The organism is Enterobacter sp. K510 (assembly GCF_055804875.1).
Genome location: NZ_JBNRLQ010000006.1, coordinates 259,151 through 282,912, shown reverse-complemented (window position 1 = coordinate 282,912; position 23,762 = coordinate 259,151). Strand labels below are relative to the sequence as shown.

24 protein-coding genes and 3 tRNA genes are annotated in these 23,762 nt (G+C 56.1%); 13 read left to right on the top strand and 14 right to left on the bottom strand.

What is annotated here, in order from left to right; genetic code table 11:
* Positions 1-60: 60 nt before the first annotated feature.
* Positions 61-849 (bottom strand): siderophore-iron reductase FhuF, encoded by a 789-nt coding sequence (fhuF, locus tag ACQUTD_RS12835; protein ID WP_318364077.1) that lies wholly within the window; start codon positions 847-849, stop codon positions 61-63.
* A 104-nt stretch (positions 850-953) separates the two neighbouring features.
* Positions 954-2,018 (bottom strand): diguanylate cyclase domain-containing protein, encoded by a 1,065-nt coding sequence (locus ACQUTD_RS12830; protein WP_473276433.1) that lies wholly within the window; start codon positions 2,016-2,018, stop codon positions 954-956.
* Between the two features lie 219 nt (positions 2,019-2,237).
* Here ACQUTD_RS12830 and ACQUTD_RS12825 point away from each other — a divergent pair, with 219 nt between their 5' ends.
* Positions 2,238-2,516: a DUF1435 domain-containing protein gene (locus ACQUTD_RS12825; RefSeq protein ID WP_083580985.1), complete on the top strand. Its 279-nt coding sequence runs from the start codon at positions 2,238-2,240 to the stop codon at positions 2,514-2,516.
* Positions 2,517-2,558: 42 nt separating this feature from the next.
* On the opposite strand, the gene ACQUTD_RS12820 is transcribed toward ACQUTD_RS12825, so the two are convergent.
* The 4 genes from ACQUTD_RS12820 to rsmC form a co-directional block, all read right to left on the bottom strand.
* Positions 2,559-2,644 (bottom strand) — tRNA-Leu (locus ACQUTD_RS12820).
* Between the two features lie 31 nt (positions 2,645-2,675).
* Positions 2,676-2,761: transfer RNA gene (locus ACQUTD_RS12815), tRNA-Leu, on the bottom strand.
* 27 nt (positions 2,762-2,788) lie between these two features.
* Positions 2,789-2,874 (bottom strand) — tRNA-Leu (locus ACQUTD_RS12810).
* 122 nt (positions 2,875-2,996) lie between these two features.
* Positions 2,997-4,025 carry a 16S rRNA (guanine(1207)-N(2))-methyltransferase RsmC gene (gene rsmC, locus ACQUTD_RS12805; RefSeq protein ID WP_473276431.1) on the bottom strand — a complete coding sequence of 343 codons (1,029 nt, stop codon included), beginning with the start codon at positions 4,023-4,025 and terminating at the stop codon, positions 2,997-2,999.
* 103 nt (positions 4,026-4,128) lie between these two features.
* On the opposite strand from rsmC, the gene ACQUTD_RS12800 reads away from it, so the two are divergent.
* The 8 genes from ACQUTD_RS12800 (at position 4,129) to ACQUTD_RS12765 (ending at position 10,621) form a co-directional block, all read left to right on the top strand.
* Positions 4,129-4,542: a DNA polymerase III subunit psi gene (locus tag ACQUTD_RS12800; protein WP_318374657.1), complete on the top strand. Its 414-nt coding sequence runs from the start codon at positions 4,129-4,131 to the stop codon at positions 4,540-4,542.
* On the top strand, positions 4,511-4,951 hold the full coding sequence (rimI, locus tag ACQUTD_RS12795; RefSeq protein WP_318364080.1) for a ribosomal protein S18-alanine N-acetyltransferase: 441 nt from the start codon (positions 4,511-4,513) through the stop codon (positions 4,949-4,951). Before ACQUTD_RS12800 ends, rimI begins: the two co-directional genes overlap by 32 nt.
* 19 nt (positions 4,952-4,970) lie before the next feature.
* A complete protein-coding gene (yjjG, locus tag ACQUTD_RS12790) occupies positions 4,971-5,648 on the top strand; it encodes a pyrimidine 5'-nucleotidase (protein ID WP_318376381.1) in 678 nt (225 codons plus the stop codon).
* 92 nt (positions 5,649-5,740) lie between these two features.
* Positions 5,741-7,330 (top strand): peptide chain release factor 3, encoded by a 1,590-nt coding sequence (gene prfC, locus ACQUTD_RS12785; protein WP_473276427.1) that lies wholly within the window; start codon positions 5,741-5,743, stop codon positions 7,328-7,330.
* Positions 7,331-7,725: 395 nt separating this feature from the next.
* Positions 7,726-8,343: a molecular chaperone OsmY gene (osmY, locus tag ACQUTD_RS12780; protein ID WP_318376379.1), complete on the top strand. Its 618-nt coding sequence runs from the start codon at positions 7,726-7,728 to the stop codon at positions 8,341-8,343.
* A 114-nt stretch (positions 8,344-8,457) separates the two neighbouring features.
* The gene (locus ACQUTD_RS12775; protein ID WP_002437547.1) at positions 8,458-8,619 is read left to right on the top strand and encodes a DUF1328 domain-containing protein; all 162 of its coding nucleotides are present in this window, start codon (positions 8,458-8,460) and stop codon (positions 8,617-8,619) included.
* Between the two features lie 116 nt (positions 8,620-8,735).
* Entirely contained in the window at positions 8,736-9,830 is a 1,095-nt protein-coding gene (locus ACQUTD_RS12770) for a patatin-like phospholipase family protein (protein WP_473276423.1), read from the top strand.
* Entirely contained in the window at positions 9,827-10,621 is a 795-nt protein-coding gene (locus tag ACQUTD_RS12765; protein ID WP_473276421.1) for a TatD family hydrolase, read from the top strand. Before ACQUTD_RS12770 ends, ACQUTD_RS12765 begins: the two co-directional genes overlap by 4 nt.
* Here the strand turns inward: ACQUTD_RS12765 and ACQUTD_RS12760 are convergent.
* Complete coding sequence (locus ACQUTD_RS12760; protein ID WP_473276419.1) at positions 10,596-11,459, bottom strand: YjjW family glycine radical enzyme activase; 864 nt, start codon at positions 11,457-11,459, stop codon at positions 10,596-10,598. The two genes, ACQUTD_RS12765 and ACQUTD_RS12760, sit on opposite strands and share 26 nt — an antisense overlap.
* The gene (locus ACQUTD_RS12755; RefSeq protein ID WP_473276417.1) at positions 11,431-12,981 is read right to left on the bottom strand and encodes a YjjI family glycine radical enzyme; all 1,551 of its coding nucleotides are present in this window, start codon (positions 12,979-12,981) and stop codon (positions 11,431-11,433) included. Before ACQUTD_RS12755 ends, ACQUTD_RS12760 begins: the two co-directional genes overlap by 29 nt.
* A 248-nt stretch (positions 12,982-13,229) precedes the next feature.
* On the opposite strand from ACQUTD_RS12755, the gene deoC reads away from it, so the two are divergent.
* From deoC to deoD, 4 genes are all read left to right on the top strand, one after another.
* A complete protein-coding gene (deoC, locus tag ACQUTD_RS12750; RefSeq protein ID WP_072570442.1) occupies positions 13,230-14,009 on the top strand; it encodes a deoxyribose-phosphate aldolase in 780 nt (259 codons plus the stop codon).
* Positions 14,010-14,139: 130 nt separating this feature from the next.
* Entirely contained in the window at positions 14,140-15,462 is a 1,323-nt protein-coding gene (gene deoA / locus ACQUTD_RS12745; protein WP_473276415.1) for a thymidine phosphorylase, read from the top strand.
* An 85-nt stretch (positions 15,463-15,547) separates the two neighbouring features.
* Positions 15,548-16,771: a phosphopentomutase gene (gene deoB / locus ACQUTD_RS12740; RefSeq protein WP_473276413.1), complete on the top strand. Its 1,224-nt coding sequence runs from the start codon at positions 15,548-15,550 to the stop codon at positions 16,769-16,771.
* Between the two features lie 73 nt (positions 16,772-16,844).
* Positions 16,845-17,564 (top strand): purine-nucleoside phosphorylase, encoded by a 720-nt coding sequence (gene deoD / locus ACQUTD_RS12735; RefSeq protein WP_072570445.1) that lies wholly within the window; start codon positions 16,845-16,847, stop codon positions 17,562-17,564.
* Between the two features lie 66 nt (positions 17,565-17,630).
* Here deoD and ACQUTD_RS12730 read toward each other — a convergent pair whose 3' ends face one another.
* From ACQUTD_RS12730 to ACQUTD_RS12705, 6 genes are all read right to left on the bottom strand, one after another.
* Positions 17,631-18,533, bottom strand: coding sequence for a nucleoside hydrolase (locus ACQUTD_RS12730; protein ID WP_473276411.1), 903 nt, complete (start codon positions 18,531-18,533; stop codon positions 17,631-17,633).
* A 29-nt stretch (positions 18,534-18,562) separates the two neighbouring features.
* Positions 18,563-19,930, bottom strand: coding sequence for a glycoside-pentoside-hexuronide (GPH):cation symporter (locus tag ACQUTD_RS12725; RefSeq protein ID WP_473276409.1), 1,368 nt, complete (start codon positions 19,928-19,930; stop codon positions 18,563-18,565).
* Positions 19,931-19,961: 31 nt separating this feature from the next.
* Entirely contained in the window at positions 19,962-21,164 is a 1,203-nt protein-coding gene (locus ACQUTD_RS12720; protein WP_473276406.1) for a PfkB family carbohydrate kinase, read from the bottom strand.
* A gap of 187 nt (positions 21,165-21,351) precedes the next feature.
* The gene (lplA, locus tag ACQUTD_RS12715) at positions 21,352-22,368 is read right to left on the bottom strand and encodes a lipoate--protein ligase LplA (protein ID WP_473276404.1); all 1,017 of its coding nucleotides are present in this window, start codon (positions 22,366-22,368) and stop codon (positions 21,352-21,354) included.
* A 27-nt stretch (positions 22,369-22,395) separates the two neighbouring features.
* Complete coding sequence (locus ACQUTD_RS12710) at positions 22,396-23,043, bottom strand: YtjB family periplasmic protein (protein WP_072570447.1); 648 nt, start codon at positions 23,041-23,043, stop codon at positions 22,396-22,398.
* A gap of 117 nt (positions 23,044-23,160) precedes the next feature.
* A complete protein-coding gene (locus ACQUTD_RS12705) occupies positions 23,161-23,382 on the bottom strand; it encodes a type II toxin-antitoxin system RelB/DinJ family antitoxin (protein ID WP_473276402.1) in 222 nt (73 codons plus the stop codon).
* Positions 23,383-23,762 lie beyond the last annotated feature (380 nt).

Sequence of the window (23,762 nt, the reverse complement as noted above, 5' to 3'; positions counted from 1 at the left end):
TAGGCCGGGTAAGCGAAGCGCCACCCGGCAAGGAAATCTGAAGGGGCGAAAGCCCCTTTTTTATTTCAGCGTGCAATCACCGCACTGCTGCACGTCCGGAAGACGGTAGCGCTGGCAGCAGGTGCGGCGCACCAGTAACCCATCACGCAGCACCACGGTGCGCCATAACGGATTATCCTGACCATCAGAAAGCTGTTTTTCAAAGAAGCAGAACTGACGCAGCGCCGCGACGCGCTCCTCGCCGAGCAGGGGTTTCATCTCGTTGAGATACCAGTTGATCAGATAACCGGTGTTGCTCCAGATAAGCTTGCCGTTGATGTCGCCGGTCGACTCCAGCGCCTGCACCACCGGCACCATCGCCCGGACAATCAGCCGCTCAATACGTTGCTGATCGGAAAGACGGGTGGTGACGTGATCCGCATGCACATCCATCCAGAAGCAGGCGGCACGTCCGGTTTCATGGAACTCAACGTGAAAATGTTCCGGAGAAACATCCGGCGCGGTTTTCTGGGTTAACAGCGCCAGCAGCAGCGGCGGCACCATCAGGCCCAGATACCACTGCGCCCATAACGACAGCAGCGGCTTATTTTCCCGCAGTTGCGTTGGCTGATTACGGTAGATGTGATCGGCATAGATAGCCTGCAACGACTGAAGCGTTGACGGCTGTGACCATTCGGCCAGCGTCATGGCCTGGTGAGGATAAGCCTCATCAAGTTTTATCACATCCAGGAAGTGCGCACGGTGCGTGGCAAACGCATCACGCAGGGCATCGGCCAGCGATACCGTTTCAGGACGAAGCGGGATACGCCAGACAGCATCTTCAGTGATCGGAGCGAAGCGATAGGCCATAGTGCGCAACTGAAATGGAATCTAAATGATAATGATTGCCAATCCTAACTATAGATAAAACCGATCGCAAGATCTTTGTCGGGAAAGTGGAGGGCGATCGCGATTCAGGCGACCTTTAGCTCGCCGCTGAACAGGATATTGTTGCGGCCCAGGTGCTTGGCTTCATAAAGCGCCTTATCCGCCTGATCCAGCGCCGCTTCAATATTGGTGTCCGTCAGCGGCGCGATGCCGATGCTGACCGTCACGTTGGTCGCCACGCTTTCGTTAAACATGTGCGGAATTTTCAGATCGTAAACCTGCTGGCGAATGCGCTCGGCGGCCATGCGCGCCCGCTCCAGATCAACATTGCTTAACAGGATCATAAATTCTTCGCCGCCGAAACGGGCGACAATATCCCGCGAACGCACGGCATCGCGGATAGCCGCCGACATGCGGATCAGCGCCTGATCACCCATCATATGACCATAGTGATCGTTGTAGGCTTTGAAATGGTCGATATCAAGCAGCAGGACATAGCGAACGCCGCTATCCAGCGCCAGCAGGTTATCGATTTTGTTTTGCAGACCGCGACGGTTGTACAGGCCGGTAAGCGGATCGAGCATGCTTAAATCATTCAGCGTCTCTCTTTCTTCCAGCAACCGACACATCAAATCAAGGGCAAACTTATCATTGCGCGACTGGATCACGTTCTGAATAGCAATACCTGCCATCGGCAGGGCGAAGGAAAATATCATCCGCACCATGTTCTCACCCTCGCTAAACCACAGGCAGCATAAAAATACCGGCAACGAGTGCAACGTGAATGCGATGATATTATTGGAAAAAGCTATGGAGCCGATAAATAACACGCTAATTAACGCAATCAGAAGATAAGGCGAGCCGGGATCGGCAAGCAGCGAAAATTTAATGGCGACATGCCACGCCCATAATGCGCCAAATAAAACTGAGATCGGCGACACATTTAATTTCTTAGCCGGAAAGCGCCAGTGCCACGCCAGCAGCGTCACGCTGATAGTAAACAGCAGACACAGCGGGATCGTCAGCGACCGCGCGTTATAGAGCGGAAGCAGAAAGGAAAAAAGCGCCGAAGCTGCATTGAGAAACAAGAACAAACGCAGGGATAAACGGTATTTCTTGTTACAAAGGGAATGCCATGAGTGTGCTGTCATCTTTAAACTTAAAGTCGTTATTAATCTGCAATTTAAAATGTAATGGTTGCCAAAACGAAAAATAACGCGGGGAATAGTTAATCGCGAAAATATTATAAAATTGTTATCTGCTTTTTCTGGGTGAGCAATTTATCACCTTAGTGAATGTATGTCATCAGGCGATGCGTAAAGTTCATGCAATCCTCATTATACCCGCTGACAAATGAGAAAACTTATCATATGATATTGGTTATCATTATCAGTGTGAGAGGCGAAAGCATGTTGCAGCGGGCGCTGGGAAGTGGATGGGGTCTTTTATTGCCGGGTATTATCGTGTCCGGACTGGCGTATGCCGATCTTTCTCTTAATGCATGGCGAGTATTGATCGTGCTGGGGCTGGTATTGACGCCAGTGATGCTTTATCACAAGCAGTTACGGCACTTCGTGCTGTTGCCGTCAGGCATTGCGCTGGTCAGCGGGATGATGATGCTGCTGATGAATCTCAAGCGGATGATGTAAGCAGGAAGAACAGCGGGAAGAAACAGAAGAAAACAAGATAATTGGTGCGAGGGGGGGGACTCGAACCCCCACATCCTAAGGACACTAACACCTGAAGCTAGCGCGTCTACCAATTCCGCCACCTTCGCACAGTTATCTTATTTTTTGATATTGCCTCGTTGGTGCGAGGGGGGGGACTCGAACCCCCACATCCTGAGGACACTAACACCTGAAGCTAGCGCGTCTACCAATTCCGCCACCTTCGCCCAGTGCGAGCAATATCATGTGATTTATGGTGCGAGGGGGGGGACTCGAACCCCCACATCCTAAGGACACTAACACCTGAAGCTAGCGCGTCTACCAATTCCGCCACCTTCGCATACCATCGATACTCTTGAAGTATCGTAACCACGGAGGCGCATTCTAGATGTTTTAGGATTTTCGTCAACAATTAATTGCGTGCCGTTTCTTCATTTGCTGCAAAAAACGGCACGTTGGCAATTAGCGTTTTGCCTGGCGCGTCATAACCGTGCGGTAAACTTTAAAACGACCGGTTTGTGCGATTACTTCGTGGAAGCCAAAGGTTTCGTCCAGCGCCTGCGGATAAGGCAGGAAGGCGTTGGCGACAATACGCAGCTCGCCGCCGCTGTTCAGATGACGTACCGCGCCGCGGATCAGGGTTTGCGCGGCTTCAAGGCTGGTCTGCAAACCATCGTGGAACGGCGGGTTAGAAATGATCATGTCATAACGCCCGGTCACTTCCGAGAACACGTTACTGGCGAACACTTCGCCTTCAATACCGTTTGCCGCCAGTGTCGCGCGGCTGGCTTCCACCGCAGCAGCGCTCACATCACACAGACTCAGACGCACTTTTGGCGAATGGCTGGCCAGTGCCACGGATAACACGCCGGCGCCACAGCCCACGTCCAGCACTTTACCTTTGGTGTGCGGCGTCAGGGTGGAGAGCAACAGTTTACTGCCGACATCCAGACCGTCGCGGCTGAAAACGCCCGGTAAGGTCTTGATGGTCAGATCGTCCAGCGGGTATTCATCCCAGAAGCTTTCGGCATCGAAAGCAGGCTGTTTTTCCAGGCGACCATGATACAGGCCACAGCGACGGGCGCTGTCAACTTTGGTCAGCGGGCAGTATGCTTCCAGCATTTGCTCGGCGCTACGCACGCCGCTGCGGTTTTCGCCAATCACGAAAATATCGATGCCCACCGGCAGCAGCGACAAAATGTTCATCAGCTGGAACTGGGCTTCCGGCTTGTTTTTCGGCCAGTAGTAGATCAGGGTATCGCTGTCCGCCACGTCAGAGGCGTCGGCGACGAGGCTGAAACGCACGCGATCTTCCATCTGACGGCTCAGCACCTGCCAGTGATGGAACTGCTGGGTGTGCGCACGGCTTGCCGCCGTCTCCAGGCGAGCAGGCAGGTCATCCTGCATATCTCCGGCAAACAGAATACGGCTCTCTTCGAAATCATCACTGTGGCGCAGCAAGACTTCACTTGCCGGGGTAAACGCAGACATTAAACACTCCTCATTAAACTCAGGCGGCGATTATAGTAGTTTGTTGGCGCAGATACGACGAATTTGCTATATTTGCGCGCCTGACAGACAGGAGTGATCCGCTATGACATCCCGACGCGACTGGCAACTACAGCAGCTGGGCATTACCCAGTGGGCTTTGCGCAGGCCCGCGGCGTTGCAGGGCGAAATTGCGATTTCGCTGCCGGCGCACATTCGTCTGGTGATGGTGTCCTCTGCGCTGCCGGCGTTAACCGAACCGCTTATCAGCGACGTACTGCGGGCGCTGACCATCTCGCCCGACCAGGTTTTACAAATTACGCCGGAACGGATCGCGATGTTGCCACCGGGCAGCCGCTGTAACTGCTGGCTGCTGGGCGCTGACGAAACCGTGGCGCTTGAAGGCGTGAAGGTAACGTCCCCGCTCTTCGATGAATTACGGGTTAACCCTGCGGCTCGCGCCGCCCTATGGCAACAAATCTGCGAACATGAACACGATTTCTTCCCTCACCACGACTGATTTGGCAGCGGCTTTTCAGATCGAAACCCGCGCGCACGCCTTTCCGTGGAGTGAAAAAACCTTCGCCAGCAATCAGGGCGATCGCTATCTCAATTTTCGGCTGATGGCGGGCGATACCATGGCCGCATTTGCCATTACGCAGGTGGTGCTCGACGAAGCCACGCTGTTTAACATTGCGGTCGATCCCGCTTTTCAGCGCCAGGGGCTGGGCAAAATGCTGCTTCAGCATCTGATTGCCGAGCTGGAAAAACGCGATGTGCTGACGCTGTGGCTGGAAGTGCGCGCTTCAAACGCCGCCGCCATCGCGCTGTATGAAAGCCTGGGCTTCAACGAAGCCACCGTCCGGCGTAACTACTACCCGACGGCAACAGGCCGCGAAGACGCAATCATTATGGCGTTGCCGATTTAACAAGACGTAAGGTGATGTAATGAACTGGGACTGGATTTTCTTTGACGCCGACGAAACGCTGTTTACCTTTGATTCGTTCGGCGGCTTACAGCGGATGTTTCTTGACTATAGCGTGACCTTTACCGCTGACGATTTCCAGGATTATCAGGCCGTTAATAAACCGCTGTGGGTGGAATACCAGAACGGCGCGATTTCCGCCTTACAGCTGCAACACCAGCGTTTTGAAGGATGGGCGGCGAAGCTTAATGTTCCGGCGGGGGATCTGAATGACGCCTTTCTTAACGCGATGGCGGAGATCTGTACACCGCTGCCGGGCGCGGTATCCCTGCTGAAATCGCTGAAAGGTAAAGCGAAGCTGGGCATTATCACCAATGGCTTTACCGCTTTGCAGGAAATCCGCCTTGAGCGTACCGGACTGCGGGACTATTTCGATCTGCTGGTGATTTCCGAGCAGATCGGCGTGGCGAAGCCGCATCCGAAGATTTTTGATTATGCGCTGGCGCAGGCGGGTAACCCGGCGCGTGAGCGGGTATTAATGGTGGGGGATACCGCCGAGTCGGACATTCTGGGCGGCATGAACGCCGGATTGTCCACCTGCTGGCTTAACGCCCATCAGCGCGCATTACCGGACGGTGTGACTCCCACCTGGACCGTGACCTCCCTTGGCGAACTGGAGCAGCTGCTGTGTAAACATTGATTGTCTGTCCTCTATTGATGGGTAAAATAGCCGCAATTTGAATTTCATGCTGCGTGGCTTTGCGCCGCGCATTGACTAAGAAGAATATCATTATGACGTTGTCTCCTTATTTACAAGAGGTGGCGAAGCGCCGCACGTTTGCCATTATTTCTCACCCCGATGCCGGTAAAACCACCATCACCGAAAAGGTGCTGCTGTTCGGACAGGCGATCCAGACCGCTGGTACGGTAAAAGGCCGTGGCTCGAATCAGCACGCGAAATCTGACTGGATGGAAATGGAAAAGCAGCGTGGGATCTCGATCACCACCTCCGTGATGCAGTTCCCGTATCACGACTGCCTGGTGAACCTGCTGGATACCCCCGGCCACGAAGACTTCTCCGAAGATACCTACCGCACGCTGACGGCGGTGGACTGCTGCCTGATGGTAATCGATGCGGCAAAAGGCGTTGAAGATCGTACCCGTAAGCTGATGGAAGTGACCCGTCTGCGCGATACGCCGATCCTCACCTTTATGAACAAACTTGACCGTGACATCCGCGATCCGATGGAGCTGCTGGATGAAGTGGAAAACGAGCTGAAGATTGGCTGCGCGCCCATCACCTGGCCAATTGGCTGCGGCAAGCTGTTTAAAGGCGTCTACCACCTTTATAAAGATGAAACCTATCTGTATCAGACCGGTAAAGGCCACACCATTCAGGACGTGCGCATTGTTAAAGGGCTGAACAACCCGGAGCTGGACAGCGCCGTGGGCGAAGACCTGGCGCAACAGCTGCGTGACGAGCTGGAGCTGGTGCAGGGCGCATCCAACGAATTCGATCAGGAGCTGTTCCTCGCCGGTGAAATCACCCCGGTGTTCTTCGGTACCGCGCTGGGTAACTTCGGCGTAGACCATATGCTCGACGGTCTGGTGGACTGGGCGCCTGCGCCGATGTGGCGTAAAACCGATACCCGCACCGTGGAAGCGAAGGAAGAGAAGTTCTCCGGCTTCGTGTTTAAAATTCAGGCCAACATGGATCCGAAGCACCGCGACCGCGTCGCCTTTATGCGCGTGGTGTCCGGAAAATATGAAAAAGGCATGAAGCTGCGCCAGGTGCGTACCGGTAAAGATGTGGTGATCTCCGATGCGCTGACCTTTATGGCGGGCGACCGTTCGCACGTTGAAGAAGCCTTCCCCGGCGATATCATCGGTCTGCACAACCACGGCACTATCCAGATTGGCGATACCTTCACCCAGGGCGAAATGATGAAGTTCACCGGTATCCCGAACTTTGCCCCTGAACTGTTCCGCCGTATTCGCCTGCGCGATCCGCTGAAGCAGAAACAGCTGCTGAAAGGGCTGGTGCAGCTCTCTGAAGAAGGAGCGGTGCAGGTGTTCCGTCCGATCTCCAACAACGATCTGATCGTGGGCGCGGTGGGTGTGTTGCAGTTTGACGTGGTGGTTGCCCGTCTGAAGAGCGAGTACAACGTGGAGGCGATCTACGAATCCGTAAACGTCGCCACGGCGCGCTGGGTTGAAAGCACTGACGTGAAGAAGTTTGAAGAATTCAAACGGAAGAACGAAATCCAGCTGGCGCTGGACGGTGGCGACAACCTGACGTATATCGCCCCGACCATGGTTAACCTCAACCTGACCCAGGAACGTTATCCTGACGTTCAGTTCCGTAAAACACGCGAACACTAATCCCGGCCCTCAGAGCGCGGCAGCCGCCGCGCTCAATGACTTTCCCTGTCTTATTAGCCTCTTGCGGAATGTTCTTAATTACCCCGCTTTTTCAGTTTGTTGCTTATTTTTTAGTCTTTCGCGCAAGCGCTTTTAATTTTGTTAGCTATATTTAACAAAGTGGTTACCGAAGGGGTGGCTGAAAGCACTGTTCAATGCGTGAATACTGACCTTTCATCCTGGCTTAACGGATAACCATAATATTAATAACTGGAGCAGGCCAGTGTGCCACGGGACATCATGATTATGTGACCGATGCCATTGAAATCTGCATTAGGTGAGCTTCACCACAGCAACGAAGCAGCCAGTAGGGCCGCTTGACGCCCGGGTGCGGGCAAACTGAAAGGAATAAATCGATGACTATGACAAGACTGAAGATTTCTAAAACTCTGCTGGCAGTAATGCTGGGTTCCGTGCTGGCAAGCGGTTCTGCACTGGCAGAAACCAGCGCCACTGATAAAGCGAAATCCACCGCAAGCGACGCAGGGCAAAAAATCGATAGCTCTATGAATAAAGTCGGTAACTTCATGGATGACAGCGCCATTACCGCCAAGGTAAAAGCGGCACTGGTGGATCATGAGAGCATCAAGAGTACAGATATTTCGGTGGAAACGGATAAAGCGGTCGTAACGCTGAGCGGTTTCGTCGAAAGTCAGGCCCAGGCTGAAGAAGCGGTTAAGGTTGCCAAACAGGTTGAGGGCGTAGCTTCTGTAAGCGACAAACTCCACGTTCGTGATGGCAAATCCGAATCCGTTAAAGGGTACGCAGGCGATACTGCGACCACCAGCGAAGTGAAAGCCAAACTGTTGGCTGATGACATCGTCCCGTCACGTAAAGTGAAAGTTGAAACCACGGATGGCGTGGTACAGCTGAGCGGTACGGTGGATTCCCAGGCACAAATTGATCGTGCGGAAAGTATCGCCAAAGCGGTCGATGGTGTGAAAAGTGTGAAGAACGACCTTAAAGCGAAGTAATGCATTGCCCGGTTGATGCCGGGTCTTGCAGGCAGGATACCGAAAAAAATCGCAGTGAGTAGCCTGAGCGCTCACGAGCAGCGGTCGACATTAATTATGGTAAAGGAGAGTCATATGTTTCGTTGGGGCATTATATTTCTGGTTATCGCGTTAATCGCCGCCGCCCTGGGCTTCGGTGGTTTAGCAGGTACCGCAGCGGGTGCAGCAAAAATCGTATTTGTTGTTGGTATCATTCTGTTCCTGGTCAGCCTGTTCATGGGCCGCAGACGTCCATAGCAGTTTGACATACCCCGATACATCGCAAAGCCAGTCCTCGTGACTGGCTTTCGTTGTTTCAGAGGCGTTAAAATTGCGCTACTTTGTAAGACACAATAATTTAACAGGGTGACAGGGTGGGACAGCGAATTCCGGTAACGCTCGGCAATATTGCACCGTTAGCGTTACGTCCATTTCGCCCGGGTCGACTCGCGCTGGTGTGTGAAGGCGGCGGTCAACGGGGCATTTTCACAGCAGGCGTGCTGGATGAATTCATGCGCGCAAATTTCAACCCCTTTGACCTGTACTTCGGCACCTCCGCCGGGGCGCAAAACCTCTCGGCGTATCTGTGTAACCAACCTGGCTATGCGCGAAAAGTCATTATGCGCTACACCACCTCGCGGGAATTCTTTAACCCGGTGCGCTTCGTGCGCGGCGGCAATCTTATCGATCTCGACTGGCTGATTGAATCCACCGCCAGCCAGATGCCGCTCGCCATGGACACCGCCGCCCGGCTGTTCGACAGCGGCAAATCCTTTTACATGTGCGCCTGTCGCGGCGATGACTTCACGCCCGGCTACTTTTCGCCCACCAGCCAGACCTGGCTGGATCTGATCCGCGCGTCGAGCGCCATTCCCGGCTTTTACCGTCCCGGCGTGATGCTGGAAGGCATTAACTATCTGGATGGCGGCATCAGCGATGCGATCCCGGTGCAGGAAGCGGCGAATCGGGGGGCGCAGACGATTGTGGTGATCCGCACCGTGCCGTCGCAGATGTACTACACCCCGCAATGGTTTAAGCGTATGGAGCGCTGGCTGGGCGACAGCAGCCTGCAACCGCTGATGGCGCTGGTGCAGCATCATGAAACCAGCTATCGCGCCATTCAGCAGTTCATCGAAAAGCCGCCGGGAAAACTGCGCATCTTTGAGATCTACCCGCCGCGGCTGCTGAAAAGCATGGCGCTGGGCAGCCGTCTGCCTGCGCTGCGGGACGACTACAAACTGGGCCGCCTCTGTGGACGCTATTTCCTGGCAACGGTGGGTAAACTACTGGCGGAAACGCCGCCGTTGTTGCGCCATGGCCCGCGCATTATGACGCCGCCAGCCGTCACCGTACCGCCTACCGTCGTGGTGCCGCCCGCCGCGGTCGCCAACGACGCCATCACCACGCCGCTGGTGGATGCGCCCCAGGCTAACGATGACGCCAGCTTTAACAGCGAGGGGACGGCGTGACCTTCCGTTTTATCGACACCCACTGCCACTTTGATTTCCCGCCGTTTACCGGCGACGAAACCAGCAGCATTAGCCGTGCCGCCGACGCAGGCGTGCAGGCCATTATTGTTCCGGCGACGGAAGCGGCGAATTTCTCCCGCGTGCTGACGCTGGCCCGCGAGCACGACGCGCTTTATGCCGCGCTGGGTCTGCATCCCATTGTTATTGAGCAGCATACCGATCGCTGCCTGCAACAGCTGGAGGCGCACCTTGCCGCCCCTGATCCACGGCTGATCGCCATCGGCGAAATCGGCCTTGATTTGTATCGTGACAACCCGCAGTTTGATCGTCAGAAACAGATCCTGGACGCCCAGCTGGCGCTGGCGAAACGCTATGCTTTTCCGGTGATCCTGCACTCCAGGCGCACCCACGATAAGCTGGCGATGCACCTGAAGCGCCACGCGCTGCCGCGTACTGGCGTGGTGCACGGCTTTGCCGGTAGCCTGCAACAGGCACAGCGATTTATTGAACTGGGCTATTACATCGGCGTCGGCGGCACCATTACTTATCCGCGCGCCAGTAAAACCCGCGACGTGATGGCGCGACTGCCGTTGTCGGCGCTGCTGCTGGAAACCGACGCGCCGGATATGCCGCTGAATGGTTTTCAGGGCCAGCCCAACCGCCCGGAGCGGGTGGCGCTGGTGTTCGACACCCTGTGCGAACTGCGCCCGGAAGCACCGGAAGCGATCGCCGAAACGATATTTGCCAACACCCGCCGTCTGTTTTTTACAGATAAAGCGCAGGCAGAATAATCTTCTCCACGCCCCGTTCCCGCAGCGCCGCCGCCAGCGGTTCCACATCCGCCGGGGTGGCGCTGCGCCATTGTGCCGCCTCGCCATAAACACCGTGGGCATGAAAGGCGTTCAGGCGCACGCTGACGTCGCCGAGGCTGACAATAAAATTGCTCAGTTCTGTAATGTGTTGCAGGAAATCGCTGTGACCGGGGATCACCAGCAGCCGTAGCTCGGCCAGTTTGCCGCGCGCCGCCAGCCAGCGGATGCTCTCTTTCACCCGCGCGTTGTCCCGCCCGGTCAACTGACAGTGGGTGGAATTGTCCCAGGCTTTCAGATCGATCATCGCCCCGTCAAACAACGGCAGCAGTTTTTGCCAGCCGGTTTCACTCAGCAGACCGTTGCTGTCCACCAGACAGCTCAGCGCTGAGAGCGTGGGATCGGCTTTTATGGCCGCAAAGAGTTGCAGTAAAAAGGGCAGTTGCGTGGTGGCCTCGCCGCCGCTGACGGTAATACCGCCGATAAATGCGCGCACTTTTTTGATCTGCGCGATAACCTCCGCCACGCTCATGCGCTGCGCCATCGGCGTCGCCCGTTGCGGGCAGCGCCGTAAGCAGGTGTCGCACTGCTGACAGACGGCTTCATCCCACGCTATCTGCCCGTTTACTATCGACAGCGCCTGATGCGCGCAGTGCGGCACGCACTCGCCGCAGTGATTGCAGCGCCCCATGGTCCAGGGGTTATGGCAGTTTTTACAGCGCATGGAGCAGCCCTGTAAAAACAGCGCCAGCCGGCTGCCCGGCCCGTCGACGCAGGAGAAAGGGATCAGCTTACTGACTAAAGCGCATCTGCTGTTCATGGCTGACCACGCGGGGTTGACGTTCCAGCATGCGCGTATTACGCGCGGCTTCTTCACCCAGCCAGGTGGTGTTAGTGCGCGATCCTTCTGCGCGGAATTTTTCCAGATCCGACAGCCGCACCATATAACCGGTAACGCGCACCAGGTCGTTGCCGCTGACGTTGGCGGTGAACTCCCTCATCCCGAGACTAAACGCCCCGAGACAGAGTTGCATCACCGCCTGCGGGTTGCGTTTGATGGTTTCGTCGAGGGTTAAAATGTCGCTGATGCCCGCCGCATACCAGGCATGATGAGGCGCGACGGTCTGCAAATGGGTGATGGGATCCGGCTCTTCGCCGTACGGCAGGCGCGCCCCCGGCGTGGTGAGGGTATCGCTGCTGATGCCGGACTGCGCATGCAGCATGGCGCGCTGCTGCCAGCCGTGCTTCACCGGCGTGCGGGCGACAAAATCCGCCAGGTATTCGCTGATGCGGTAAGCCAGTTGATTCGCCGCCTCGTCCTGCCCGTAACGGCCCGCGCTGCCGCTTTTCTCACACAGCGTGTTCACCGCTTCCGCAAGACCGTAGATACCGAACATCGGCACAAAACGTTGTGCATCGATCAGCCCCTCTTTTACCAGGAAGCTATGCTCAAAGAAACGGGACTGCTGATAAAGGAAGTCGCAGCGCGCATCAATAATGGCGATCTGCTGTGCGCAGTAGTGCGCCAGCGTGCGATTAAAAAAGTCGTCCACTGACGCGCTGCGTTCGGCAACGGCCTTCAGGTTCAGCCTGACCAGCGTACTGCCGCCCCCTGCCAGCGGCAGCGAGTTGTAACAGCTAACGATGCCGTAGCCGCCTTTTGTGAAAATTCTATCATTTACCGGGCCGTTGGAAATATGCGGTTTACTGCACTCACAGATGTTTTCCGCCACCTTCAGCAGCAGCGACTCGGGGGTGATTTCAGGATCATAAATAAAGGTCAGATTCGGCGAAACCTGCTTTAGCTCTGCGTCAGCGCGTAAAATGGCGCGGGTGACCGGCGTATCCTGCGGGCCAATATTGGCATGCATAAAGGCATCCGGCAGGGTGCGATCCAGATAGCGCCAGAAACGTTTTATGCGACTATCGATTTCGTCTTGTGTTAGAATTCTAACATAAGGTTGCAGCAGGGCATCGAGGTGGCCGAGGAACACCGGCATTGAGGTGACCGACGGCACATGGTGATAAAGAATGGTGAGCATCGACAGCGCATCGTCGAAATCTTTTGCCGGTTCCAGCTCCAGCCATTCCGAACCCTGCGCCAGAAATTTCGCGTAATCGGGCAGCACATAGCGCGGTTTGTAAGGCGCGTTGCCCTCGAACATATCGCATATCACGCCGTCATCCAGCGCCGCAAGCGCGGCCTGGGGTAAGGCGGGATAAGGCAGAGCGTTTTCCGCCTCCAGCGCCAGAAAATGTCGCTTTTGTGCGGATGAGAGTACAGGGCTTGTCACAATTTGCTGGCAACGTTGCAGCATCGTTTGGGGCGCAGACGCGGGCATGGGCTTTCCTCGGGTTCCTTGAGTGAGGCGGGCAGTGTAAGAAATGCCGGATGCACGTCTTTTGATCCTGATGGGTGCGCAGCGGAAAAACCCTGGCCCTGGTGCTGAAAAAGTTGATCTGAATCTCATATCAGTTATGCAAATGTGAATGTCGTTTTCATTAACTGTGATGAATGTCGAAGTGTCGTGGCGGGTGAATGTTAGAATACTCACACACCCGCCGGAATAAATGTTAACCGGAGAATGTTATGACTGATTTAACCGCAAGCAGCCTGCGCGCGTTGAAACTGATGGATCTGACCACCCTGAACGACGATGACACCGATGCGAAAGTGATCGCGCTGTGTCACCAGGCGAAAACCCCGGTTGGCAACACCGCCGCGGTTTGCATCTATCCGCGCTTTATCCCGATTGCGCGTAAGACGCTGAACGAGCAGGGTACGCCTGACGTGCGCATCGCCACCGTGACTAACTTCCCGCACGGTAACGACGACATTGAGATCGCGCTGGCCGAAACCCGCGCCGCCATCGCCTATGGTGCGGATGAAGTGGACGTGGTTTTCCCGTACCGCGCGCTGATCGCCGGTAACGAGCAGGTCGGTTTCGATCTGGTGAAAGCCTGTAAAGACGCCTGTGCCGCAGCGAACGTGCTGCTTAAAGTGATCATCGAAACTGGTGAGCTGAAAGAAGAAGCCCTGATCCGTAAAGCCTCTGAAATCGCCATCAAAGCGGGCGCTGACTTTATCAAAACCTCCACCGGTAAGGTGCCGGTCAATGCCACGCCGGAAAGCGCGCGCATTATGATGGAAGTGATCCGTGATATGGGCGTGGAAAAAACCGTGGGCTTCAAACCGGCGGGCGGCGTACGTACGGCTGAAGATGCCGCGCAGTTCCTGGCTATCGCCGACGAGCTGTTTGGCGCTGACTGGGCAGATTCCCGTCACTACCGTTTTGGCGCGTCCAGCCTGCTGGCGAGCCTGCTGAAAGCGCTGGGCCACGGCGACGGTAAAAGCGCAAGCGCGTATTAAGTTGTTATTTGCCAGACCACAGGCCGGGTAAGGCATCGCCGCCACCCGGCATGTCATCGTAACGCCGGGTGGCGCGTTGCTTACCCGGCCTACAGACTGGCCTTCGACTCGTTTTCCTCAGGGGGTTCCCTTGTTTCTCGCTCAAGAAATTATCCGCAAAAAACGTGACGGCATCGCATTAAGCGATGAAGAGATCCGCTTTTTTATTAACGGCATTCGTGACAATACCGTTTCCGAAGGCCAGATTGCGGCGCTGGCAATGACCATTTTCTTCCATGACATGGCGATTGAAGAGCGCGTCTCGCTCACCATGGCGATGCGTGATTCCGGCAGCGTGCTGGAGTGGAAAAGCCTCAACCTTAACGGCCCGATTGTAGATAAACACTCCACCGGCGGCGTGGGCGATGTCACCTCGCTGATGCTGGGGCCGATGGTCGCCGCCTGCGGCGGATACATTCCGATGATTTCCGGGCGCGGCCTGGGGCATACCGGCGGCACCCTCGACAAGCTGGAAGCCATTCCGGGCTTTGATATTTTCCCGAACGATCAACGTTTCCGCGAGATCATCAAAGACGTGGGCGTGGCGATCATCGGCCAGACCAGCTCGCTGGCACCGGCGGATAAACGTTTTTATGCCACCCGTGACATTACCGCCACGGTGGACTCCATCCCGCTGATCACCGCCTCGATCCTCGCCAAAAAACTGGCGGAAGGTCTGGATGCGCTGGTGATGGACGTGAAGGTCGGCAGCGGCGCCTTTATGCCAACCTACGAACTCTCTGCGGAACTGGCGCAGGCGATTGTCGGCGTGGCGAACGGTGCGGGTGTTCGCACCACCGCGCTGCTGACGGACATGAACCAGGTGCTGGCTTCCAGCGCCGGTAACGCCGTGGAAGTGCGCGAAGCCGTGCAGTTCCTCACTGGCGAATACCGCAACCCGCGCCTGCTGGAAGTGACCACCGCGCTGTGCGTGGAAATGCTGATCTCCGGCAACCTGGCGAAAGATGACGCCAGCGCCCGCGCCATGCTGCAAAACGTGCTCGACAACGGCAAAGCGGCGGAAATCTTTGGTCGTATGGTTGCAGCCCAGAAAGGCCCGACCGACTTCGTGGAAAACTACGACAAATATCTGCCGACGGCGACGCTGACCAAAGCGGTATATGCTGATACCGAAGGTTATGTGTCGGAAATGGACACCCGCGCCCTCGGCATGGCGGTGGTATCGATGGGCGGCGGTCGCCGTCAGGCCTCTGACGCCATTGATTACAGCGTCGGCTTTACTGATATGGCCCGTCTGGGCGACAGCGTGGACGGTCAGCGTCCGCTGGCGGTCATTCATGCCAGAGACGAAAACAGCTGGCAGGAAGCGGCCCGCGCGGTGAAAGCCGCCATCCGCGTCGACGACAGCGCACCGGCCCAAACCCCGGTGGTATATCGCAGAATTACTGAATAACCGCCCGGCGAGCTTCCCGTTACAGGAAGAGTTCGGGTATACTGATCTGATCGCTTTTTTACAGCGCGCAAGGTACGGAGAAACTATGAAACGTGCATTTATAATGGTGCTGGACTCATTCGGCATCGGTGCGACTGAAGATGCGGAGCGCTTTGGCGACGTAGGTTCAGACACACTTGGCCACATCGCAGAAGCCTGCGCAAAAGGTGAAGCTGACCAGGGTCGTCAGGGTCCGCTTAATCTGCCTAACCTGACCCGTCTGGGTCTGGCGAAAGCCCACGAAGGTTCCACCGGCAAGATTGCGGCGGGTCTGGATGGCAACGCGGAAGTGATCGGCGCGTATGCCTGGGCGCATGAACTCTCCTCCGGGAAAGACACGCCGTCGGGCCACTGGGAAATCGCCGGTGTGCCTGTGCTGTTCGACTGGGGCTATTTCAGCAACGAGACCAACAGCTTCCCGCAGGAGCTGCTCGACAAGCTGGTGGAACGCGCAAACCTGCCGGGTTATCTCGGTAACTGCCACTCCTCCGGTACGGTGATCCTCGACCAGCTCGGCGAAGAGCATATGAAAACCGGGAAACCGATTTTCTATACTTCTGCCGACTCAGTGTTCCAGATCGCCTGTCACGAAGAGACCTTTGGCCTGGATAAGCTGTATGAGCTGTGCGAAATCGCCCGTGAAGAGCTGACCGAAGGCGGCTATAACATTGGCCGCGTGATCGCGCGTCCGTTTATCGGCGACAAGCCGGGCAACTTCCAGCGTACCGGTAACCGTCACGACCTGGCGGTAGAGCCACCGGCGCCAACCATCCTGAAAAAGCTGGTTGAAGAGAAAAACGGCCAGGTGGTTTCCGTGGGTAAAATCGCGGATATCTACGCCCACGTCGGCATCACCAAAAAAGTGAAAGCGACCGGTCTGGATGCGCTGTTTGACGCCACCGTTCAGGAGATGAAAGAGGCAGGGGATAACACTATCGTGTTTACCAACTTTGTCGATTTCGACTCCACCTGGGGCCATCGCCGCGATGTGGCGGGCTATGCCGGTGGGCTTGAGCTGTTCGACCGCCGTCTGCCGGAGCTGCTGGAGCTGGTGGGTGAAGATGACATTATTATCTTCACCGCTGACCACGGCTGCGATCCGACCTGGAAAGGCACCGATCACACCCGCGAACACATTCCGGTGCTGATTTACGGCCCGAAAGTGAAACCTGGCTCGCTCGGTCACCGTGAAACTTTCGCGGACATTGGTCAGACGCTGGCGAAATATTTTGGCACGTCCGATATGGAATATGGCAAAGCCATGTTCTGAGGTCATTGCTGTGATTTTGTAGGCCGGGTAAGGCGCAGCCGCCACCCGGCAAAATTTTAAAAAGGAATGAAAGATGGCTACCCCACACATTAATGCAGAAATGGGTGATTTCGCTGACGTTGTACTGATGCCGGGCGATCCGCTGCGTGCCAAGCACATCGCGGAAACCTTCCTGGAAGACGCGCGTGAAGTAAACAACGTGCGCGGCATGCTGGGCTACACCGGCACTTATAAAGGCCGCAAAATTTCCGTAATGGGTCACGGCATGGGTATCCCGTCCTGCTCCATTTACACCAAAGAGCTGATCACCGATTTCGGCGTGAAGAAAATCATCCGCGTCGGCTCCTGCGGTGCGGTACGTGCCGACGTAAAACTGCGTGACGTGGTGATTGGTATGGGTGCCTGCACCGATTCCAAAGTGAACCGTCTGCGTTTTAAAGATCACGACTTCGCGGCCATCGCGGACTTCGACATGGTGCGTAACGCGGTTGACGCCGCCAAAGCGCTGGGCGTTGACGCGCGCGTCGGTAACATTTTCTCTGCCGACCTGTTCTATACGCCGGATCCGTCCATGTTCGACGTGATGGAAAAATACGGCATTCTGGGCGTGGAAATGGAAGCCGCGGGTATCTACGGCGTGGCGGCGGAATTCGGTGCGAAAGCGCTGACCATCTGCACCGTGTCCGACCATATCCGTACCCACGAGCAGACCACTGCCGCTGAGCGTCAGACCACGTTCAACGACATGATCAAAATCGCGCTGGAATCCGTTCTGCTGGGCGATAAAGAGTAAGATCCTTTGACTGTCCGCCCCGCCCGCGCATCTGAGTGCGGGCGGGGCGTTTTTTTTGCCCTGCTTTTACCCGTTCTGCTCCGCCCATTTCGCCAGCCGGATAAAGAAATCCCGCAGAATAATATCGCGCTCCACATAGCGGACATACTGCACCGGATGCCGGTTGCGCCCGCTGCGCCATGCGCCGCTGTCGTCCAGCACCGGGGCCGGGATCACCTCGCATAGCATCGCCTCCGGATGCAGCAGCCAGCCCACCGCCGCCATATCCCAGATCTCTTTCGACCAGCCCAGATGATCGTCGTGGTACAGTCGGAAGCGTGACGCCAGAAACGCGCCGATAGCGCCGTGCGGCTCAACGTAACGTTCGATTTCCGCCAGCGTCGATCGCAAATGGGTGACCACGCCTTTACACGGCACCAGCACCAGCGGCACTTTGCTGTCCAGCAGCACCTGCGCGGCGGCAATATCCTGCGACAGATTAAACTCCCACGGCTCCGGCCAGTCCAGCGCATTGCCGCCCAGCCAGACCACCACGATATTATTGATAATATCCGGGGCCAGCAGCAGGGCAGAGGCGACGTTACTGATGGCGGCAATGGCGATCACATACAGCGGCTCCTGCGGCGTGGCGCTTCTGGCAAGGGCGATTAGCCGTTCAACGGCGTCGGCGTGACGGGGGATTTTCTGCGCCGTTATATAGTCGGTGACGCCGCGATACGCGAGGTTGTCCGGTGAGATATGCATCCGCTCCAGCAAACGCAGGATCTCATCGTAGCTAAACTGCATACCCTGCGCGGGCGTCGCCGCGCGTTCGTTGCAAAAGGGGGCGGCGAATATCGCCTCGACGGTCAGTTTATCCGGCGACAATAACGCCTGGACCACCGCGAACTGATCGTCGATTTCATTGAAGGTGTCGGTGTCGATCACCACCCGGTATTTGCCTTTTACCGGTACACGAAACGTCTCCATAAAAACTCCTTAAAACGGGTTGTAGGGGATCAAGCGCGGCTCTGCGTCATAAACCGCTGCATATACTCCGGGGTCAGCAGCCACTTACGGGCAAACCAGGTATTGGCGAGGGAAATCACTCCGGGGAGCGTCCAGACAATATACACAAAGCCCTGGATCTGCGGCGCGGTGACCGGCGTACCGGCTTCATAGCCATACACCGCCAGGATAAAGCCCACTAATGCGCCGCCGATAGCCATGCCTGCCTTGAGAAAAAACATCAGCGCGCCATTCAGTACGCCGCGAATGTTCTTGCCATACTTGATGCGCCCGTAATCCGCGCAGTTGCCCGGCGACGACCAGACAATCGCCGACTGAAACTCCGCCACAAAGGTCACGGCAGCGGTGAGCGCCAGCGCTACCATCCAGCCGTCGCGGTTTACCAGCCCGCCGAGCAGCATCAGGATGCCGGGCACCACCTGGGAGGCGATAAGCAGGGTACGGATAGTGACGCGCTTCCTTTTCACGAACCAGAGCGAAATCGACGGTGAAATCATCCCCGCCACCGAGCTGGCGACCAGAAACAGCGACAGGTAATAATCGCTCTGCTGCAAATAGTATTTAACGTAGTACGCCAAGCCCGCCATACGTAGCGTGTAACAGATATTAATGCTCGCCAGAAACAGGCAGATCAGACGCGCCTGCTCATTTTCCCAAAAGGCGCTTAACTGCTGGCGGGGCGACAGGCGGGTAATAGAATCGGCGTTCTGACTTTCGATATGCGTCACCCGCTCTTTAGTGCCGTAAATACAGAAAAGCGCCAGCACCAGGGTTAATACCGAGATGCACAGCATCGAGACGCGGTAGGACTGCTGGGCGTCGGCGAAGCAGGCCATCAGGGTGGGGATCAACAGACTTATCACCAGACGCGAACCGATGGCGAGGAAAAAGCGGATGCCGTTGATTTCAATTCTTTCCGCCGGGTTCGAGGTGATCACGCCGTTAAGGGAAATATAGGGCACGCTAAAACAGGTATTACAGAGAATTAAAATCAGATAGGTAATAGTGGCGTAGGCCATTTTCGCCCACGGGCCGGGTAAATCCGGGCCCCAGAATACCGCCAGTAACGATAATGCATAAGGCACCGCCGCCCATTTCATCCACGTACGGTAACGCCCTAATTTCCCCACGAAGCGATCGGTTAATGCGCCGACCAGGGGATCGGTAATCGCATCGACAAAACGAATACTTAAAAACAATACGCCGATAAAAGCCGGAGATAATCCAAAGACGTCGGTATAATAAATGGATAAAAACATGGTGGTGACGCCCATAAAAACATTTACGCTTGCGTCGCCCAGGCCAAAACAGATGCGCTCCCGAAAGGAAACTTCCTGCGGTTGTTTATTGATGTCCATATAATCGCCTTTATTACGATAATTAAAAGGGTTACATCCTGGTGAGTTTTTCCATGACGGCGCGGTGATCCGGCATATTCGCCGCGCCTTCCCGCTCTACAGCCAGCGCCGCGAACGCGCTGGCGTAGATAATGGCTGCCTCCAGACTCTGCTTTTCCGCCAGCCGGGCGGCGAGCGCGCCATTAAAGGCATCGCCTGCGCCGGAGGTATCGACGTTAACCACCGGGAAGGCCTTAAACCGGCGGTGCCGTTTGCCGTCGAACAGCCAGCAGCCCGCGCTGCCGAGGGTGATCAGCACCTCGCGCGCGCCGCGAGCATGAATGATTTCCGCCGCCAGGCGGATTGCCCGCTCGTCCGTCAGCGGCATACCGGCAATGGCGGCGGCTTCCGTCAGATTGGGAGTGATCACCCTGGCCCAGGGGATCAAATCGTTCACCTCTTCCCGCCAGGGCGCGGGGTTAAGAATGGTGGTAACGCCCTGATCGCAGGCATATTTCAGCGCCAGCGCGGTGGCGTCCGGGTTATTCTCCATCTGGGTCAGGAAAACATCGCTTTCGGCAATCGCCCCGTAGCAGGCGCTGATTTCACTGGCGGTAAAGGTCTGGTTCGCGCCAGGGTTGATGATGATCGCGTTGTCGCCCGTCGTTTCTGACACCATCACCACCGCGCTGCCGGTGGCGCACTGCGGCTGCTCAAAACAGGTCAACTGCGCCAGCGGCGAGCCGCGCAGAAACAGCCGCGCTTTATGGGCGTACTCATCGTCACCCAGCTTGACGGCAAAATGCGTGCGGGCATTGGCCATAGCGCAGGCGATGGCCTGATTACTGCCTTTTCCGCCTGGCAGACAGCAACTGCTTAGGGTCTGAATGGTTTCGCCCGCTGCCGGAAAATCCTTTACCCGATACACCAGATCGGTATTAAAAGAGCCGATAATAAATACCTTTCCGCTTTTTTCATCGGGGGTGACAGACGAATGACTATTTTCTGTTTTCATATTGCGGTAGAGAGGGATGTGATTATTTAAATAGAGATCATGTTCAGGATGATTAATGACAGTGGCGCCGCCATAGCGCGCACGAACGCGACCCGCTGTTGCCAGTTCATGAATATCCCGTCGTATCGTCCGTTCAGCGACCATTAACGTTTTCGCCAGTATCGCCACGCTGACCTGACCCTGTTTTTTAAGCTCCGAAATAATAAATCGGTGTCGATGGTGTTTATAATAGGAAGCCATAACAACTCCTGTAATTATGGGAATTAAACAGCCAACCTATAAATAACACGCGACATAACGATGAGTTGTGGGAGTCTGCACAGAAAATCTGCACAACTGGTCATTATGACCACTGGCAGACAGGCAAAAGGGAATTATGCAGGGAGAGAAATCATACCGCCCGGAGCAGGGCGGCAGGTAAGAGGAATTAGCGCACGGTGTGCGCGATCCACGCGCCCACTTCCCGCAGCTCGGCTTCATGAGCGGGGAAATCAGCAATCAGCGCGTCACACGCCAGCTGTAACTCATCGGCACGATACAGGCAGCCCTGCAAACGAGCCGCCAGCGCCTCTAACGGCGCGGGGTTCAGGCTGTCGGTGAACACCTGCGTGCGGGTGATATGGCCTTTTTCCACATCGAAATGCAGCTCCACGCCGCCCCAGGTAAAGCGCTCGTCCAGTAAATGGCTGAAGGCCGGGGCCTGACCAAAGTTCCACTCCCAGCTGCTCTGGCGGGCAAAGGTTTCGGCGAAGTTCGGCAGATCCGGCGTCTTGTCCGGGGAGATGATCTCCGCCTCCACGCTTTCACCGTAGTGCTCGAAAAAGGCGCGGGTGACGGCTTCGCAGATCGCCTCATGGGTGATGCCGGGCAGCAGATCGACAAGGTTCGCCACCCGCCCGCGCACCGAGTTGATCCCTTTGGCCTGGAGCTTTTTCTTGTCCGGGTTCAGGTAGTTCGCCAGGCGGCTGAGATCGGCATTCAGCAGCAGCGTGCCGTGATGAAAACCACGATCCGGCGTCTCCCGGTAGGCGGAGCCGGACACTTTACGGTCGCCATCCGGGGTTTTCACCACCAGATCGTTACGCCCGGAGGCTTCCGCCGTCGCGCCAAGGGATCGCAGCGCGTTTAAGACGATGGCCGTGGAAATGCTTTTATCGTATTCCGGCTTACCCGCCATAAAGGTAAAGCAGGTATTGCCCAGATCGTGAAACACCGCGCCACCGCCGCTGCTGCGACGGGCAAGACGCACGTTGTCCTCTTCCATGCGCCGGGTATTACACTCTTTCCACGGATTCTGCGCCCGGCCAATGACCACGGTATCCGCATTGCGCCACAGGAACAGCACGCGCTGCGTGGCGGGCATCTGGCGGAAAATGCACTCTTCCACCGCCAGGTTAAACCAGGGGTCGTAAGAGTCAGAAATCAATAAACGCAGGGTGGACATAGCCAGTCTCCTTTATACGGTGTCCCGTTACGGTTCCTTTTTATCACGCTCTTCTTCTTCCGGCACCGACTTGCTGGCCGTCAGCAGGAAGGGGGATTGCTGCCAGCGGGTGCGTTTGCCCTGCAACAGGGTGCGGGTCAGCACCACGCCGATGGCGAGGGAGAGCAGCAGCATCAGGCGTAAAATATTGGTGGTGTTATCGACCTGTTTCGCTTCGGTCGCCAGCGTATGGGTATCCAGCGTCAGGCGCAGATAGCCCAGCGGGCCATTTTTACCCGGCACCGGTTCGACAATTTGTTGGTTAAAATAGCCGCCCGCTTTTTTGCCATCCAGCGCCAGCCGGTCGCGCACATCGACGCTTTCGCCCGCGCGGACCACCAGATCGCCCTGTTCGTCATAGACGCCCGCATCCAGAATGCGGCTTTCGTCGGTTAACTGACGCAGGATCTGGCCGATACGTTTTTCGTCCGGCGTTTCACTGCGCATCAGCGGCGCGAGATTCAGCGTCACCTGACGCGCCAGTGTGCGGGCCAGCTCCTCCAGCTGCGGATTGCGCGCCCGCTGGTGGCTCTGGCTGAACCAGCTGGCCCCCTGCATCAGCGCCACCAGAAGGGCGAGACAGATCAGGACAATCACGGCGCGATGCAGCCGGAATTTTAATTTTGCGCGAGCCATAGTCTACCTGTTGAAAATTTTACGCTTCCGCTGCGGCATAACGGTCCGCGCTTTTGCCCTGCCTTCAGGGCGCGATTGTTAACCTCTGCATGATACACCATCAGAGATCGTCCAGCTTCAGACCCCGGACGCAGGATCGCGAAGGCGCTTCTTAACGATTTCAACGAGCGCGGCATCTTCATCACTTAACAACGTTTGTTTAAACGGCAGCCGCTCGTTTTCAGCAATATACTCCAGCATCAGGCGAAGCGCCTCAGAAGGCGTGATGCCCATTTTTTGCAGCGCGGTATAGGCACGCGCTTTGAGTTCATCGTCGATGCGCAGGGTGATACTACCCATAATCAAACCCTTGTGTAATGACAAATGTTATTACGATTGTTGCATGGGGTTGGGGGGAGGGCAAGGTGGTGGGAAGGATGCTTAATAGTTATTTGTAATGAGCCAAGAGCAGACTTGCCATGAATAATATCAATGTCTTTACGACTATCTTTTTTATAAAAGTTAGGTTGTTGGACATAGCATCCTGAGCAAGAATTTTCGTCCCGTAAAATCAACCGCAGCCGACATGTAACCATCACATATGATTGTGGGTTCACTATGCGCAAACTCGTTCTACCGAATAAAAAAATTGTTATTGTTCTGAAGTCTGTCGAAGCCTGCAAAATTGTAAAAAATTTTAGTGTGTGAATACTACTAAAAACAGCCCTCTACTAAAGAGG